The following is a 15,917-nucleotide window of genomic DNA, read 5'->3' as shown; positions in this document are numbered from 1 at the left end:
AAGTTGTGAACGGTGAACTGATTTGGGTGCTGTCTCTTCTTGCCGTTGCGGTCGTGCTGTTTGCCACCGGAAAAGTGCGCATGGATGCTATCGCGCTGCTGGTGATCGTCGCCTTCGTCCTCAGCGATACGCTGACTCTCAGCGAAGCGTTTTCCGGTTTTAGCGATCCGAACGTTATTCTTATCGCCGCGCTGTTTATCATCGGTGACGGCCTCGTGCGCACCGGCGTCGCAAGCAAAGTCGGCAGCTGGCTGGTGAAGGTAGCGGGCAGCAGCGAAACAAAAATGCTGATCTACCTGATGCTGACCGTCGCCGGGCTGGGCGCGTTTATGAGCTCCACCGGAGTGGTGGCTATTTTTATTCCGGTGGTGCTGAGCGTTTCCGCACGCATGAATACCTCCCCGTCGCGCCTGATGATGCCGCTGAGCTTTGCCGGGCTTATCAGCGGAATGATGACCCTGGTGGCCACGCCGCCTAACCTGGTCGTGAACAGCGAGCTGATACGCGAAGGGCTGCAGGGCTTTAGCTTCTTTAGCGTGACGCCCATTGGCCTGGTGGTTTTGGTGCTGGGCGTTTTCTACATGTTGGCGGTTCGTTTTATGCTGAAAGGCGACGAGAGCGAGCTGTCGCGCGACGGGCGTAAGAGAAGCACCTTTCGCGATTTAATCAAAGAGTACCATTTAACCGGCAGGGCGCGTCGCCTGGCGATCCGCCCCGGTTCGCCGATGATTGGCCAGCGCCTCGACGATCTTAAGCTGCGCGAGCGCTACTGCGCTAACGTGATCGGCGTGGAGCGCTGGCGTCGTTTTCGCCGGGTGATTGTGAACGTTAACGGGGTATCCGAGTTCCGCGCCCGCGACGTTCTGCTGATTGACATGTCGGCTTCGGACGTCGATTTGCGCCAGTTCTGCGGGGAGCAAATGCTTGAGCCGATGGTGCTTCGCGGGGAGTATTTCTCCGACCAGGCGCTGGATGTCGGCATGGCGGAGGTGACGCTGATCCCCGACTCGGAGCTTATCGGTAAAACGGTACGTGAAATCGCCTTCCGCACCCGCTTTGGTCTCAATATCGTCGGCCTGAAGCGGGACGGTAAAGCCCTCGATGGCGCGGTGGTCGATGAGTCCCTGCAGCTTGGGGATATCATGCTGGTGGTCGGCAACTGGCGGCAGATTGCCCTGCTGGCGAAGCGCGGGCGTGATTTTGTGGTGCTAAATATGCCGGTCGAGGTGAACGATGCCTCACCGGCCCATAGCCAGGCGCCGCACGCTATTTTCTGCCTGGTGCTGATGGTGGCCCTGATGCTCACCGATGAAATTCCCAACCCCATCGCCGCTATTATCTCCTGCCTTTTGATGGGCAAATTTCGCTGCATCAACGCCGAGAGCGCCTATAAGGCGATTCACTGGCCGAGCATTATTCTGATCGTTGGGATGATGCCCTTTGCGCTGGCGCTGCAGAAGACCGGCGGCGTGGATTTAGTGGTTCAGGGACTGATGGACGTTGCCGGCAGCAAAGGACCCTATTTAATGCTGGGCTGCCTGTTTGTGATGTGCGCGGCCATCGGCCTGTTTATTTCAAACACCGCAACGGCGGTGCTGATGGCGCCGATTGCGCTGGCGGCGGCGAATTCAATGGGCGTGTCGCCTTATCCCTTTGCCATGGTGGTGGCGATGGCGGCTTCGGCGGCGTTTATGACCCCGGTATCTTCACCGGTTAACACCCTGGTACTGGGTCCCGGTAAATACTCGTTCAGCGATTTTGTGAAGATCGGCGTGCCTTTTACCGTGCTGGTGATGGTGGTTTGCGTGCTGCTGATCCCGGTCCTGTTCCCGTTCTGAGCCCCGTTTCCTCATGGCCCGGCCGTCGGCCGGGCTGGCGTCGATTTTACAGCGGGGAGTCCTGGCTGATTTCATCCAAAGAGAGATGAAAGCTCGGGACAAACACCCGCATAAAATAATCCATTTCATCGCTGCGGCGGGATTCCAGCGTTTTCTCGAGCCGGCCTTTGGCCAGTAAAAATTCGTTATTTCCAGCCGACAGCTCTTCGAGGCATTTCAGATAGGCGCAGAGCGCATCGGCCTGCTTGACGATTGATTTTTCCTCTTCGCTGTAGCTGTGTTCATCAATCAGCGGCGCAAAAATATCGCGCAGTTCGTCGGGAACCATATCGATCAGCTTCTGCTGGGCAATTTTCTCAATGGCCTTATATTCCTGGGCGATCTGCGAGTTGAAATATTTTACCGGTGTCGGCAGATCGCCGGTTAAAACTTCCGACGCATCATGGTACATCGCCAGCAGCGCAATGCGCTCGGCGTTAACGTTGCCCGCAAACTTACGATTCTTAATTGCCGCCAGCGCATGGGCGACCATGGCGACCTGCAGACTATGCTCGGACACGTTTTCGGTGCGCACGTTGCGCATCAGCGGCCAGCGGTTAATCAGCTTCAGGCGGGAGAGGTGGGCAAAGAAATGACTCTGACTCATAAGGACCCTTAATCAGTGACGACATCGGGTTCCATTGTGCGCAGGGATTGCCGCCGGATGCAAATACCGGCGGCGGGTTCGACTTATCAGAGCTGGTGATAGCCGGAGAGGAAGCGGCCGAAACGTGAAATGGCCATTTCCAGATCGTCTTCGCGAGGCAGGGTCACGATACGCACGTGATCCGGCCACGGCCAGTTAAAGGCGGTACCCTGAACCAGCAGCACTTTCTCCTGCAGCAGGAAGTCGAGAACCATCTTCTGATCGTCGTGGATGTTAAAGCGCTTAGCGTCAATTTTCGGGAACATATAGAGCGCGCCTTTCGGCTTCACGCAGGAGACGCCCGGGATCTCGTTAATCAGCTCCCAGGCGCGGTTACGCTGCTCGTACAGGCGCCCGCCGGGAACAATAAACTCGCTGATGCTTTGATAGCCGCCAAGCGCCGTCTGAATGGCATGCTGTGCCGGAACGTTGGCGCACAGGCGCATGGAGGCCAGCATTTCCAGGCCTTCGATATAGCCCTTAGCGTGTTTTTTCGGTCCGTTCAACACCATCCAGCCCTGGCGGAAGCCGGCGACGCGATAGGTTTTTGACAGGCCGTTAAAGGTAATCGTCAGCAGATCGGGAGCCAGCGCGGCGATCGAGTGGTGCTGAGCTTCGTCGTACAGGATCTTGTCGTAGATTTCATCAGCAAAGATGATCAGATTATGCTGGCGAGCAATTTCGACGATCTCCAGCAGCAGCTCTTTTGAATAGACCGCGCCGGTCGGGTTGTTCGGGTTAATAATCACGATCCCGCGGGTGCGTGGGGTGATTTTTGCGCGAATATCGTCGAGATCCGGGAACCAGTCGGCGGACTCATCGCAAAGATAGTGCACTGCTTTACCGCTGGAGAGCGATACCGCCGCCGTCCACAGGGGATAATCCGGCGCCGGGACCAGCATTTCGTCACCGCTGTTCAGCAGCGCCTGCATGGCCTGAACAATCAGCTCCGATACGCCGTTGCCGATATAAATATCTTCAACCGTCACGTCGCGCATGCCGCGGGCCTGATAGTGCTGCATGATAGCTTTGCGCGCCGAGTAGAGGCCTTTAGAGTCGCAGTAGCCCTGGGCGGTCGGTAAATTACGAATGACGTCAACGAGGATTTCATCCGGGGCATCGAAGCCAAACGGCGCCGGGTTGCCGATGTTCAGCTTGAGGACTTTATTGCCTTCTTCTTCAAGGCGCTTCGCTTCTTTGAGTACCGGGCCGCGGATGTCGTAACAGACGTTGTCTAACTTGCTGGATTTTTCGATAGGGGACATGAATCTTTGCCTTTTTAGCTGTTATCGCCACTCCCTGCCGTGGAAGTCAGCTCGGAACAATGTACTCTTCATCCCCGCTGTTTTGAAGGGTTAGCAGGAGAAGATTTCGCTAATGTTCTTTTTTTAGGGTAATCGATTTATCTGTTGATTAGCTTTAGTGTTTATAGAATATGCCTGTAAGTCGTATTTTATTGGTCAGATCTTGTGGTTTTATCGCCATATGATGAGCGTTTATCTGGTTTCAGGCGGCGGGGAGGTCCTGCGCTGATACTTTTTTGCTCACAAAAAAGCACTATGCTTTTAACTGACGGGGGAAGACTGTAGCGGTAATGTTAAATATACTTAATAAAAACATCTAAGAGATTAATGAGTCTTATTTTTTGGCAATGAATAATCCTGGTTTTGTTAATTTAATTAAAGTCCTGAAAAAATGTTTAAAATTATCTTTAATAATACTGATTTGCCCTTATAAATAAGACGGTTTTCGGTTAGGATGTCGTTGTTAATATCAAATAAACCTCGTAAATAATGCGGTTTTTATTATTAATACATTGTTATTGCAGGCTTTTTGTTTGTCGTTCAGCAAGCTTTTGCGCAGGCAGACTGCGTATTGACGTGCAGGGCTGCGCTGTAGATGGCTTTTTTGAATCAGGTCACATAAAGCGGCTCGCCGTAATTAGAAAAAGCTTAGGCGTACGAACAAAATATGACTCAGAGGTTCCGCACAATTGACGCGGACGAGCACTTTCAAATGCAATAACGTTCTTCCAGCTGTCGTCCGTTTCCTTTTTGCGGATGACACGAGGCTCAAGGAATAGCCGGAAACCTGGAGCACAGCATCAACAAGGCAGGTCAGCGATAGCTACCTGTGAGTGAAGCAACATGATAAATGCAAATCGTCCAATACTAAATCTCGACCTCGATCTGCTGAGAACGTTTGTTGCCGTTGCCGATTTGAGTACGTTTGCTGCCGCCGCTGTGGCGGTGCGCCGTACCCAGTCTGCGGTGAGCCAGCAGATGCAGCGGCTGGAGCAGCTGGTCGGAAAAGAGCTCTTTGCCCGCCACGGGCGCAATAAGCTATTAACTGAGCAGGGCATTCAGCTGCTCGGCTATGCGCGTAAAATTCTGCGCTTTAACGACGAAGCCTGCATGTCGTTGATGTTTAGCAGCCTGCAGGGGACGTTGACTATTGGCGCTACCGACGAAACGGCGGATACCATTTTGCCGTTTTTGCTTAATCGGATTGGCAGCTTCTACCCGAGGCTGACCCTCGAAATTAAGGTTCTCAACCATGCCGAGGCGATGGAGAGGCTGGCAGACGGCGCGATAGATCTCGCGTTGACCACCCATCAGTCTGACAGCTTTGAAATGCTGACGCTGCGCACGTCGCCAACCCTGTGGTACTGCGCGGCGGACTACGTACTGCCGCACGAGGCGTCGGTACCGCTGATCCTGCTTGAGGGGCCCGGGCCCTTCCGGGATGATATTACCTCGGCGCTCAATAGCGCGAAGACGCCGTGGCATTTGGCCCACTCGGCATCCTCACTGGCGGGCGTTAAAGCGGCGGTGAAAGCCGGGCTTGGCGTGACGGCGCGGCCGGTTGAGATGATGAGCCCCGAGCTGCGGGTGGTTGGCAAGAGCGACGGCCTGCCGGGATTACCGGATACTCGCTACGTTTTGAGCTGCGATCCGCAGAGCGTGAGCGAACTGGCGCAGGCCATCTTTCAGTCCCTGAGCCAGGACCATAATCCCTGGTCGTCGGACCCGCTCTTTACCCCCGAAGGGGGAGGCCATACCCTCATCTCCTGAGGGGGATTTAAGCCACATTGGTCACAAAAAGCTGGTAACAAAATGTAAATGCAAAAAGGAGCCGCTGAGGTGAGATTTAGACCCTGCGGTTCTTTTTTTTCTTATTTTACAGTGATTTTTAATACATTGTTGTTTTATTGTTATAAGTATCAGATGGTTAGCGGCAATCCGGCCGACACTTCTCTACTTTTCCCTGCACTTTCAATAGTTCATGCTAATGTTAAAAAACCGGCCAGTTTGTTGCTGTTTTTTTGGTTTAATTAACAAAAGCGTGTCACAGATCAAGAAAATACCCCTCCTTAGGGGGAGGAATCGAGGCTAAATCCTGTCAAAATAGACGGGTAATTATGATTTACAATGGAAACGGACACGATTCAACAACACTAAATCCAATTGGTATGCAAGGTTATTTCGCATAAAAGGGCATTTAATGTTAATGAAAAAAACCTAATGTAAATTAATGTTGTTAAAACTTTTGTTGAAGTTGACAAAAGGTTAAAGAAAGGGGTAAAAAGCCAGCGCATATGGCCTTCTACGATAAGTAGGGACGCTTTTTTGCAAGGTTATTTTTTTTATTCCTCCCCGTGAAACGCTGTGGCGTTCATCTGCCAGTAAGAGCAGAGGGTTTAGCGCTACACTTTTTTGGTTAAGCAATGCGTATGTCAACATCCACTGAAGTCATCGCTCATCATTGGGCATTCGCTATATTTCTCATCATTGCCATCGGCCTGTGCTGCCTGATGCTTGTCGGGGGCTGGTACCTCGGCGGTCGCGCGCGCGCGCGAAGCAAAAACACGCCGTTTGAATCGGGGATCGACTCCGTTGGTTCGGCTCGCTTACGTCTTTCTGCGAAGTTTTATCTGGTTGCCATGTTCTTCGTTATCTTCGACGTGGAAGCCCTGTATCTCTACGCATGGTCGACCTCTATCCGTGAAAGCGGTTGGGTTGGCTTTGTGGAAGCCGCAATTTTCATTTTAGTGCTACTGGTTGGTCTGGTTTATCTCGTACGTATCGGCGCACTGGACTGGACGCCTGCGCGTTCCCGTCGCACGCTGGTTAACTCAGAAACAGACAGTCCCACTAACCGTCATATGCAGTAAAAGCGAGGCAATAAGATGGATTATACGCTCACCCGCATAGATCCTAACGGTGAGAACGACCGTTACCCCCTGCAAAAACAGGAGATCGTAACTGACCCCCTGGAGCAAGAAGTCAACAAAAGCGTGTATATGGGGAAACTCGAACACGCGCTGCATGACATGGTGAACTGGGGCCGTAAGAACTCAATCTGGCCCTATAACTTCGGCCTTTCTTGCTGCTACGTAGAAATGGTGACGTCATTCACTGCGGTGCATGACGTCGCGCGTTTTGGCGCAGAAGTTCTGCGTGCCTCTCCTCGTCAGGCTGATCTGATGGTGGTCGCGGGCACCTGCTTCACCAAGATGGCACCGGTTATTCAGCGTCTTTACGATCAGATGCTGGAGCCGAAATGGGTTATTTCCATGGGGGCGTGTGCCAACTCCGGCGGTATGTACGATATTTATTCTGTCGTGCAGGGCGTAGATAAATTTATTCCGGTTGATGTTTACATCCCGGGCTGTCCGCCGCGTCCGGAAGCTTATATGCAGGCGCTGATGCTGCTGCAGGAATCTATTGGTAAAGAACGTCGTCCTCTCTCGTGGGTGGTTGGCGATCAGGGCGTTTATCGCGCCAACATGCAGTCGGAACGTGAGCGTAAACGCGGCGAACGCATTGCAGTGACCAATCTGCGGACTCCGGACGAGATTTAATTTGCGCCTGCGGGCGGCGGCAAAATACTTCGCAAATCAATCTACAACAGCGCGAAGCGTCGCCCGGCAGTCACCACGGACCTTTTGCAATGGTGAACAATATGACCGATTTAAACGCGCATGACGCCGCACCAGCCTGGCAAACCCGCGATCACCTTGATGACCCGGTGATCGGCGAACTGCGCAATCGTTTTGGCCCGGATGCCTTTACCGTTCAGCCAACTCGTACCGGCGTACCGGTAGTTTGGGTGAAGCGCGAGCAGCTGCTCGAGGTGGCCGATTTCCTGAAGAGATTGCCAAAACCTTACATCATGCTGTTCGATCTGCACGGCATGGACGAACGTCTGCGCACCCACCGTGACGGGCTACCCGCCGCGGATTTCTCCGTTTTCTATCACCTGATTTCTATTGAACGCAATCGCGATATCATGCTCAAGGTAGCATTATCCGAAAACGATCTGCGCGTTCCGACATTGACCAAACTGTTCCCTAACGCCAACTGGTATGAGCGTGAAACGTGGGAAATGTTTGGCATCGATATCGAAGGCCACCCGCACCTGACGCGCATCATGATGCCGCCGACCTGGGAAGGCCACCCGCTGCGTAAAGACTATCCGGCACGCGCCACCGAATTCGACCCGTTTGAGCTGACGAAAGCGAAACAGGATCTGGAAATGGAAGCGCTGACCTTCAAGCCGGAAGAGTGGGGCATGAAGCGCGGGACCGAAAATGAGGACTTTATGTTCCTTAACCTCGGCCCGAACCACCCCTCCGCGCACGGTGCTTTCCGTATCGTTCTGCAGCTGGATGGCGAAGAGATCGTCGACTGCGTTCCGGATATCGGCTACCACCACCGCGGCGCTGAAAAGATGGGCGAGCGCCAGTCGTGGCACAGCTACATTCCTTACACCGACCGTATCGAATATCTCGGCGGCTGCGTCAATGAGATGCCGTACGTGCTGGCGGTAGAAAAGCTGGCGGGTATTACCGTGCCGGATCGCGTCAACGTGATTCGCGTGATGCTCTCCGAGCTGTTCCGCATCAACAGCCACCTGCTGTATATCTCCACCTTTATTCAGGACGTTGGCGCCATGACGCCGGTGTTCTTTGCCTTTACCGATCGCCAGAAAATCTACGATCTGGTAGAAGCCATCACCGGTTTCCGTATGCACCCTGCATGGTTCCGCATCGGCGGCGTCGCGCATGACCTGCCGCGCGGCTGGGATCGCCTGCTGCGTGAATTCCTTGAGTGGATGCCAAAGCGTCTGGATTCCTACGAAAAGGCCGCGCTGCGTAACAGCATTCTGATTGGCCGTTCGAAAGGGGTGGCCGCTTACAATGCGAAAGAAGCGCTGGAGTGGGGCACCACCGGTGCTGGCCTGCGCGCCACCGGCATTGGCTTCGACGTGCGTAAATGGCGTCCGTATTCAGGCTATGAAAACTTCGACTTTGAAATCCCGACCGGCGGCGGCATCTCCGACTGCTACACCCGCGTGATGTTAAAAGTCGAAGAACTGCGCCAGAGCCTGCGCATCCTTCAGCAGTGTCTCGATAATATGCCGGAAGGGCCGTTCAAGGCGGATCACCCGCTGACTACGCCGCCGCCGAAAGAGCGCACGCTGCAGCATATCGAAACCCTGATCACCCACTTCCTGCAGGTTTCCTGGGGCCCGGTCATGCCGGCCAACGAATCCTTCCAGATGGTTGAAGCGACGAAGGGTATTAACAGTTACTACCTAACCAGCGACGGCAGCACCATGAGCTATCGCACCCGTATCCGCACGCCGAGCTATGCGCACCTGCAGCAGATTCCGGCGGCGATTCGCGGCAGCCTGGTATCCGATCTTATCGTATATCTGGGTAGTATCGATTTTGTTATGTCAGACGTGGACCGCTAATTATGCACGAAAATCAACAACCACAAACCGAGGCTTTTGAGCTGAGTGCGGCAGAACGTGAGGCAATTGAGCACGAGAAGCACCACTACGAAGACCCGCGTGCGGCGTCCATCGAAGCGCTGAAGATCGTTCAGAAACAGCGTGGCTGGGTGCCGGATGGCGCGATCTATGCGATCGCCGACGTGCTGGGTATCCCGGCAAGCGACGTGGAAGGCGTAGCCACCTTCTACAGCCAGATCTTCCGTCAGCCGGTTGGCCGTCACGTTATTCGCTACTGCGACAGCGTGGTGTGTCACATCACCGGCTATCAGGGGATTCAGGCAGCACTTGAGCAAAAGCTGAATATCAAGCCGGGTCAGACAACGTTTGATGGCCGCTTTACCCTGTTACCGACCTGCTGTCTGGGTAACTGTGATAAAGGCCCAAGCATGATGATTGATGAAGACACCCACAGTCATCTGACGCCGGAAGGAATTCCTGATTTGCTGGAGCGGTATAAATGAAAAACGTTATCCGAACTCCCGAAACGCATCCGCTAACCTGGCGCCTGCGCGATGACAAACAGCCGGTATGGCTGGATGAGTATCAGAGCAAAAACGGCTACGAGGGCGCCCGTAAGGCGCTGCTGGGCCTGGCGCCGGATGAGATCGTCAACCAGGTGAAAGACGCCGGCCTGAAAGGGCGCGGCGGCGCGGGCTTCTCCACCGGTCTGAAGTGGAGCCTGATGCCGAAAGACGAATCCATGAACATCCGTTACCTGCTGTGTAACGCCGATGAGATGGAGCCGGGCACCTATAAAGATCGCCTGCTGATGGAACAGCTACCGCACCTGCTGGTGGAAGGCATGCTGATCTCCGCGTTTGCGCTGAAAGCGTACCGCGGCTACATCTTCCTGCGCGGCGAGTATATTGAAGCGGCGGTCCATTTACGCCGCGCCATTGCCGAAGCGACCGAAGCCGGTCTGCTGGGCAAAAATATTCTTGGCACCGGTTTCGATTTCGAACTGTTCGTACACACCGGGGCAGGGCGCTACATCTGCGGCGAAGAGACGGCGCTGATTAACTCCCTCGAAGGTCGTCGCGCCAACCCGCGCTCCAAGCCGCCGTTCCCGGCGAGCTCCGGCGTGTGGGGTAAGCCGACCTGCGTCAACAACGTCGAAACCCTGTGTAACGTCCCGGCCATTCTGGCCAACGGCGTCGAATGGTACCAGAACATCTCTAAGAGCAAAGATGCGGGTACCAAGCTGATGGGCTTCTCCGGTCGAGTGAAGAACCCGGGCCTGTGGGAGCTGCCGTTCGGCACCACCGCGCGTGAAATCCTCGAAGATTATGCCGGCGGTATGCGCGATGGCCTGAAGTTTAAAGCCTGGCAGCCGGGTGGCGCGGGTACTGACTTCCTGACCGAAGCGCATCTCGATCTGCCGATGGAGTTCGAAAGTATTGGCAAGGCGGGCAGCCGTCTGGGGACGTCGCTGGCGATGGCCGTTGACCACGAGATCAATATGGTATCGCTGGTGCGCAACCTTGAAGAGTTCTTCGCCCGCGAGTCCTGCGGCTGGTGTACGCCATGTCGCGACGGCCTGCCGTGGAGCGTGAAGATCCTGCGCGCCCTTGAGCGCGGCGAAGGCCAGCCGGGAGATATCGAGACACTTGAGCAACTGTGTCGATTCCTTGGGCCGGGTAAAACCTTCTGCGCGCATGCGCCAGGCGCGGTCGAACCGCTGCAAAGCGCCATTAAATATTTCCGCGACGAATTCGAAGCAGGCATTAAGCAGCAGTTCAGTAATACCCATGCAATCAACGGGATTCAGCCGAACCTGCTTAAGACGCGCTGGTGATTCCCACCGACTCATTCAGCCTGCGTCAAGACGGCAGCTGAGTGAGGAAGTGGTAACGATTTTTTTAATTTGGAAGCATGCTAATGGCTACGATTCATGTAGACGGCAAAGAATACGAGGTCAACGGAGCGGACAACCTGCTAGAGGCTTGTCTCTCTCTCGGTCTTGATATTCCATACTTTTGCTGGCACCCGGCGCTCGGCAGCGTCGGCGCTTGCCGCCAGTGTGCGGTGAAGCAATATCAAAACGCGGAAGACACGCGTGGTCGCCTGGTGATGTCCTGTATGACACCGGCATCGGACGGCACTTTTATTTCTATTGACGACGGCGAAGCGAAGCAGTTCCGCGAAAGCGTGGTTGAGTGGCTGATGACCAACCACCCGCACGACTGTCCGGTCTGCGAAGAGGGCGGTAACTGCCACCTGCAGGATATGACCGTGATGACCGGTCATAGCTTCCGTCGCTATCGCTTTACCAAGCGCACCCACCGCAATCAGGATCTGGGGCCGTTCATCTCGCACGAAATGAACCGCTGCATCGCCTGCTACCGCTGCGTACGCTACTACAAAGACTATGCTGACGGCACCGATCTGGGCGTTTATGGCGCTCACGACAACGTCTACTTCGGTCGCCCGGAAGACGGCGTGCTGGAGAGCGAATTCTCCGGCAACCTGGTTGAAGTCTGCCCGACCGGCGTATTCACCGATAAGACGCACTCCGAGCGCTACAACCGTAAATGGGATATGCAGTTTGCGCCAAGCATCTGCCAGCAGTGTTCCATCGGTTGCAACATCAGCCCGGGTGAGCGTTACGGCGAGCTGCGTCGTATCGAAAACCGCTATAACGGCACCGTCAACCGCTACTTCCTCTGCGACCGCGGGCGTTTCGGCTATGGCTACGTGAACCTGAAAGACCGTCCGCGTCAGCCGGTTCAGCGCCGCGGCGACGATCTGATCGCCCTCAACGCCGAGCAGGCCATGCAGGGCGCGGCGGATATTCTGCGCCAGTCGAAAAAAGCGATCGGCATCGGCTCCCCGCGCGCCAGCCTCGAAAGCAACTTTGCGCTGCGCGAGTTGGTCGGCGCCGAGAACTTCTATACCGGCATTGCTAAAGCCGAGCAGGAACGTCTGCAGATGATGCTGACGGTGCTGCGCGACGGCGGTATTCATACCCCAGCGCTGCGCGACATTGAATCCTACGATGCGGTACTGGTGCTGGGTGAAGATCTTACCCAAACCGGCGCCCGCATTGCGCTGGCCGTACGCCAGGCGGTGAAAGGTAAAGCGCGTGAGATGGCCGCGGCGCAGAAAGTCGCCGACTGGCAGATTGCCGCGATCCTTAATATCGGCCAGCGTGCGAAGCATCCGCTGTTTGTCACCAATATCGACGACACCCGTCTGGACGACGTCGCCGCGTGGACCTACCGCGCGCCGGTTGAAGATCAGGCGCGGCTGGGCTTTGCCATTGCGCACGCGCTGGATGAAACCTCGCCGGCGGTGGAAGGCCTGAGCAAAGATCTGCAGGGCAAAATTGACGTGATCGTCCAGGCGCTGGCCGGGGCGAAGAAACCGCTGATCGTCTCCGGCACCAACGCCGGCAGCATCGAGATTATTCAGGCCGCGGCGAACGTCGCTAAGGCGCTGAAAGGTCGCGGCGCGGACGTCGGCGTGACGATGGTGGCCCGCGCGGTGAACAGCGTCGGTCTGGGTATGATCGGCGGCGGTTCGCTGGAAGAGGCGTTGAGCGAGCTGGAAAGCGGCGCCGCCGATGCGGTTATCGTGCTGGAAAACGATCTGCATCGTCACGCTTCCGCCGCGCGCGTAGACGCTGCGCTGGCCAAAGCGCCGCTGGTGATGGTCGTTGACCATCAGCGCACCGCGATCATGGAAAAAGCGCATCTGGTGCTCTCTGCGGCAAGCTTTGCAGAAAGCGACGGTACGGTGGTCAACAACGAAGGCCGCGCCCAGCGTTTCTTCCAGGTTTATGACCCGGCCTACTACGATGCGAATACCGTGATGCTGGAGAGCTGGCGCTGGCTGCATTCGCTGCACAGCACCGTCGACAACCGTCAGGTTGACTGGACGCAGCTGGACCACGTGATTGACGCGGTGGTGGCTAAGCTGCCGCAGCTGGCAGGCATTAAAGATGCCGCGCCGGACGCGAGCTTCCGCATTCGCGGTCAGAAGCTGGCCCGTGAACCGCATCGCTACAGCGGCCGCACGGCGATGCGCGCCAATATCAGCGTGCATGAACCGCGCCAGCCGCAGGACAAAGACACTATGTTTGCCTTCTCGATGGAAGGGAACAACCAGCCGTCCGCTCCGCGTTCGCAAATTCCGTTTGCGTGGGCGCCGGGCTGGAACTCCCCGCAGGCGTGGAACAAATTCCAGGATGAAGTGGGCGGTAAGCTGCGCCACGGCGATCCGGGCGTGCGCCTGATTGAGGCTTCCGCCGAGGGTCTGGATTACTTCACCGCGGTGCCGGAAAGCTTCCAGGCCGAAGAAGGGAAATGGCGGATTGCGCCGTACTACCATCTTTTCGGCAGCGACGAGCTGTCGCAGCGCTCGCCGGTGTTCCAGAGCCGCATGCCGCAGCCGTATCTCAAGCTTAACCCGGAAGATGCCGCGAAGCTTGGCGTCAACGCCGGGGCGATGGTCTCCTTCAGCGTGGAGGGGCATCTGCTCAGCCTGCCGCTGATTATCTCTGCGGGCCTGACGGCAGGGCAGGTTGGCCTACCGATGGGCATGCCTGGCATTGCGCCGGTTCTGACCGGAGCGCGTATTGATACTCTGCAGGAGGCAAAAGCATGAGTTGGTTAACACCGGATCTCATCGACATTCTGTTAAGCATCCTGAAGGCGGTGGTCATTCTGCTGGTGGTTGTCACCTGCGGCGCGTTTATGAGCTTCGGCGAACGTCGTCTGCTCGGGCTGTTCCAGAACCGCTATGGACCTAACCGAGTCGGCTGGGGCGGTTCGCTGCAGCTGGTTGCCGACATGATCAAAATGTTCTTTAAAGAGGACTGGGTTCCGCGCTTTACCGATCGCGTGATCTTTACTCTGGCACCGGTTATTGCCTTTACCTCGCTGCTGCTGGCCTTTGCTATCGTGCCGGTCAGCCCGTCGTGGGTGGTGGCCGACCTGAACATCGGCATTCTGTTCTTCCTGATGATGGCAGGCCTGGCGGTCTACGCGGTGCTGTTTGCCGGCTGGTCGAGTAACAACAAATACTCGCTGCTGGGCGCGATGCGCGCCTCCGCGCAGACGCTGAGCTACGAAGTGTTCCTCGGCCTCTCCCTGATGGGCGTGGTGGCGCAGGCGGGATCGTTCAATATGGGCGATATCGTCAACAACCAGGCGCATCTGTGGAACGTTATCCCGCAGTTCTTTGGCTTTGTTACCTTCGCGATTGCGGGCGTGGCCGTGTGTCACCGTCACCCGTTTGACCAACCGGAAGCCGAGCAGGAGCTGGCCGATGGCTACCACATTGAATATTCCGGCATGAAGTTCGGCCTGTTCTTCGTCGGTGAATATATCGGGATTGTCACCGTATCGGCGCTGATCGTGACGCTGTTCTTCGGCGGCTGGAATGGCCCATGGTTACCTCCGTTCATCTGGTTCGCGCTGAAAACCGCGTTCTTCATGATGATGTTCATTTTGATCCGCGCATCATTACCGCGTCCACGCTATGACCAGGTAATGTCCTTTGGCTGGAAGGTATGCCTGCCATTAACGCTGATCAACTTGTTGGTAACGGCGGCTGTCATTCTCTGGCAGGCGCAATAAGGGGTGAATTGACCATGACCTTAAAAGAATTATTGGTGGGGTTCGGCACCCAGGTCCGCAGTATCTGCATGATCGGGATGCACGCCTTCGCCAAACGTGAAACCCAGATGTATCCGGAAGAGCCGGTATATCTGCCGCCGCGCTATCGTGGCCGCATCGTGCTGACGCGCGATCCGGACGGCGAAGAGCGCTGCGTTGCCTGTAACCTGTGTGCGGTAGCGTGTCCGGTAGGCTGTATCTCTTTGCAAAAAGCAGAGACCAAAGACGGCCGCTGGTACCCGGAGTTTTTCCGCATCAACTTCTCACGCTGCATTTTCTGCGGTCTGTGTGAAGAAGCGTGCCCAACCACGGCGATTCAGTTGACCCCGGACTTCGAACTGGGTGAATACAAGCGTCAGGATCTGGTGTACGAAAAAGAGGATCTGCTGATTTCCGGTCCGGGTAAATACCCGGAATATAACTTCTACCGGATGGCGGGTATGGCAATCGACGGCAAAGATAAGGGCGAAGCAGAGAACGAAGCTAAGCCTATCGACGTCAAGAGCCTGTTACCGTAAGGAGAGGGCAATGGAATTCGCTTTTTATATCTGTGGCCTTGTCGCCATCCTCGCAACCCTGCGGGTGATCACCCACACCAATCCGGTGCACGCGCTGCTGTACCTGATTATTTCGCTGTTAGCGATTGCCGGCGTGTTCTTCGCGCTGGGCGCGTACTTCGCCGGGGCGCTGGAGATCATCGTCTACGCCGGGGCCATCATGGTGCTGTTCGTCTTCGTGGTGATGATGCTTAACCTTGGCGGCAGCGAAATTGAGCAGGAGCGTAAGTGGCTGCAGCCGGGGATCTGGATCGGCCCGGCCATCCTCTCCGCGGTGCTGCTGGTGGTTATCGTTTATGCCATCCTCGGTCTTAACGATCAGGGCATTGAAGGCAACGCGATAAGCGCGAAAGAGGTTGGTATTGCGCTGTTTGGCCCGTACGTACTGGCGGTGGGGCTGGCCTCCATGCTGCTG

Annotated in this window: 13 protein-coding genes; 11 read left to right on the top strand and 2 right to left on the bottom strand. The window is 55.9% G+C overall.

The window, feature by feature from the left end:
- Positions 1-5 precede the first annotated feature (5 nt).
- Complete coding sequence (locus PFH44_RS05965) at positions 6-1,838, top strand: SLC13 family permease (RefSeq protein ID WP_283824565.1); 1,833 nt, start codon at positions 6-8, stop codon at positions 1,836-1,838.
- A gap of 46 nt (positions 1,839-1,884) precedes the next feature.
- Here PFH44_RS05965 and yfbR read toward each other — a convergent pair whose 3' ends face one another.
- Together yfbR and alaA are read right to left on the bottom strand one after the other, a co-directional pair.
- Positions 1,885-2,484, bottom strand: coding sequence for a 5'-deoxynucleotidase (yfbR, locus tag PFH44_RS05960; RefSeq protein ID WP_045856054.1), 600 nt, complete (start codon positions 2,482-2,484; stop codon positions 1,885-1,887).
- An 86-nt stretch (positions 2,485-2,570) separates the two neighbouring features.
- Positions 2,571-3,788 carry an alanine transaminase AlaA gene (gene alaA / locus PFH44_RS05955; protein WP_041146565.1) on the bottom strand — a complete coding sequence of 406 codons (1,218 nt, stop codon included), beginning with the start codon at positions 3,786-3,788 and terminating at the stop codon, positions 2,571-2,573.
- 882 nt (positions 3,789-4,670) lie between these two features.
- Between alaA and PFH44_RS05950 the strand changes: the two genes are divergently transcribed.
- The 10 genes from PFH44_RS05950 to nuoJ form a co-directional block, all read left to right on the top strand.
- Complete coding sequence (locus tag PFH44_RS05950) at positions 4,671-5,597, top strand: LysR family transcriptional regulator (RefSeq protein WP_283824564.1); 927 nt, start codon at positions 4,671-4,673, stop codon at positions 5,595-5,597.
- A 653-nt stretch (positions 5,598-6,250) separates the two neighbouring features.
- Positions 6,251-6,697 (top strand): NADH-quinone oxidoreductase subunit NuoA, encoded by a 447-nt coding sequence (gene nuoA, locus PFH44_RS05945; protein WP_283824563.1) that lies wholly within the window; start codon positions 6,251-6,253, stop codon positions 6,695-6,697.
- Between the two features lie 15 nt (positions 6,698-6,712).
- On the top strand, positions 6,713-7,387 hold the full coding sequence (gene nuoB, locus PFH44_RS05940) for an NADH-quinone oxidoreductase subunit NuoB (RefSeq protein WP_002913178.1): 675 nt from the start codon (positions 6,713-6,715) through the stop codon (positions 7,385-7,387).
- 89 nt (positions 7,388-7,476) lie between these two features.
- On the top strand, positions 7,477-9,285 hold the full coding sequence (gene nuoC, locus PFH44_RS05935) for an NADH-quinone oxidoreductase subunit C/D (protein WP_041146563.1): 1,809 nt from the start codon (positions 7,477-7,479) through the stop codon (positions 9,283-9,285).
- A gap of 2 nt (positions 9,286-9,287) precedes the next feature.
- Complete coding sequence (gene nuoE, locus PFH44_RS05930; protein WP_045856048.1) at positions 9,288-9,788, top strand: NADH-quinone oxidoreductase subunit NuoE; 501 nt, start codon at positions 9,288-9,290, stop codon at positions 9,786-9,788.
- Positions 9,785-11,122 carry an NADH-quinone oxidoreductase subunit NuoF gene (gene nuoF, locus PFH44_RS05925; RefSeq protein ID WP_045856046.1) on the top strand — a complete coding sequence of 446 codons (1,338 nt, stop codon included), beginning with the start codon at positions 9,785-9,787 and terminating at the stop codon, positions 11,120-11,122. Before nuoE ends, nuoF begins: the two co-directional genes overlap by 4 nt.
- An 83-nt stretch (positions 11,123-11,205) precedes the next feature.
- On the top strand, positions 11,206-13,932 hold the full coding sequence (gene nuoG / locus PFH44_RS05920; protein WP_045856043.1) for an NADH-quinone oxidoreductase subunit NuoG: 2,727 nt from the start codon (positions 11,206-11,208) through the stop codon (positions 13,930-13,932).
- Positions 13,929-14,906: an NADH-quinone oxidoreductase subunit NuoH gene (gene nuoH / locus PFH44_RS05915; protein WP_076945791.1), complete on the top strand. Its 978-nt coding sequence runs from the start codon at positions 13,929-13,931 to the stop codon at positions 14,904-14,906. The genes nuoG and nuoH overlap by 4 nt, the downstream gene beginning before the upstream one ends.
- A 14-nt stretch (positions 14,907-14,920) precedes the next feature.
- Positions 14,921-15,463: an NADH-quinone oxidoreductase subunit NuoI gene (nuoI, locus tag PFH44_RS05910; RefSeq protein ID WP_015365590.1), complete on the top strand. Its 543-nt coding sequence runs from the start codon at positions 14,921-14,923 to the stop codon at positions 15,461-15,463.
- Positions 15,464-15,473: 10 nt separating this feature from the next.
- Positions 15,474-15,917: NADH-quinone oxidoreductase subunit J (gene nuoJ / locus PFH44_RS05905; protein WP_283824562.1), on the top strand; the 444-nt coding region annotated here is incomplete at its 3' end.

This window comes from Klebsiella sp. Ech2A (assembly GCF_030078455.1).
GTDB lineage: Bacteria > Pseudomonadota > Gammaproteobacteria > Enterobacterales > Enterobacteriaceae > Klebsiella > Klebsiella terrigena.
The sequence above is the reverse complement of the archived record's forward strand: the minus strand, read 5'-3'. Positions and strand labels throughout refer to the sequence as shown.

Bases quoted from the DNA above. Each gene is read 5' to 3' on its own strand.
- alaA (WP_041146565.1), bottom strand. From the start codon at position 3,788: ATGTCCCCTATCGAAAAATCCAGCAAGTTAGACAACGTCTGTTACGAC.
- nuoC (WP_041146563.1), top strand. From the start codon at position 7,477: ATGGTGAACAATATGACCGATTTAAACGCGCATGACGCCGCACCAGCC.
- nuoF (WP_045856046.1), top strand. From the start codon at position 9,785: ATGAAAAACGTTATCCGAACTCCCGAAACGCATCCGCTAACCTGGCGC.
- yfbR (WP_045856054.1), bottom strand. From the start codon at position 2,484: ATGAGTCAGAGTCATTTCTTTGCCCACCTCTCCCGCCTGAAGCTGATT.
- nuoG (WP_045856043.1), top strand. From the start codon at position 11,206: ATGGCTACGATTCATGTAGACGGCAAAGAATACGAGGTCAACGGAGCG.
- nuoE (WP_045856048.1), top strand. From the start codon at position 9,288: ATGCACGAAAATCAACAACCACAAACCGAGGCTTTTGAGCTGAGTGCG.
- PFH44_RS05950 (WP_283824564.1), top strand. From the start codon at position 4,671: ATGATAAATGCAAATCGTCCAATACTAAATCTCGACCTCGATCTGCTG.
- nuoI (WP_015365590.1), top strand. From the start codon at position 14,921: ATGACCTTAAAAGAATTATTGGTGGGGTTCGGCACCCAGGTCCGCAGT.
- nuoH (WP_076945791.1), top strand. From the start codon at position 13,929: ATGAGTTGGTTAACACCGGATCTCATCGACATTCTGTTAAGCATCCTG.
- nuoA (WP_283824563.1), top strand. From the start codon at position 6,251: ATGCGTATGTCAACATCCACTGAAGTCATCGCTCATCATTGGGCATTC.
- nuoB (WP_002913178.1), top strand. From the start codon at position 6,713: ATGGATTATACGCTCACCCGCATAGATCCTAACGGTGAGAACGACCGT.